Source organism: Neisseria sp. P0009.S007, assembly GCF_051962515.1.
Genome location: NZ_JBQCVF010001197.1, coordinates 1 through 250, shown reverse-complemented (window position 1 = coordinate 250; position 250 = coordinate 1). Strand labels below are relative to the sequence as shown.

General features: G+C 46.4%; 1 pseudogene. It reads right to left on the bottom strand.

What is annotated here, in order from left to right:
• A pseudogene (locus tag ACTHS3_RS18285) lies at window positions 1–250 on the bottom strand (capsule biosynthesis protein); the annotation flags it as partial.

Here is a 250-nt window from a genome sequence, read left to right as displayed (position 1 = left end):
TCTCGCGCGCAATCAAACCTGGAATTTGCGGGTTTTCAGGCGTAACAGCTTTTACCTGGTCAAGCTGGGTTTGAATGACAATCAACTCGTCCTGCAATTTAGACACCAAACCCATTTGCACATCGGATTGCGCCTTCAAGTCGAAAATACCGTTGGACACACGGAATTTTGTCAATTGGGCAGAAGCCTCTTTAACTTGTTCTTCAGCCGAATTGACCACTTCCTGAGCATAACGAATCGTATCCTGACG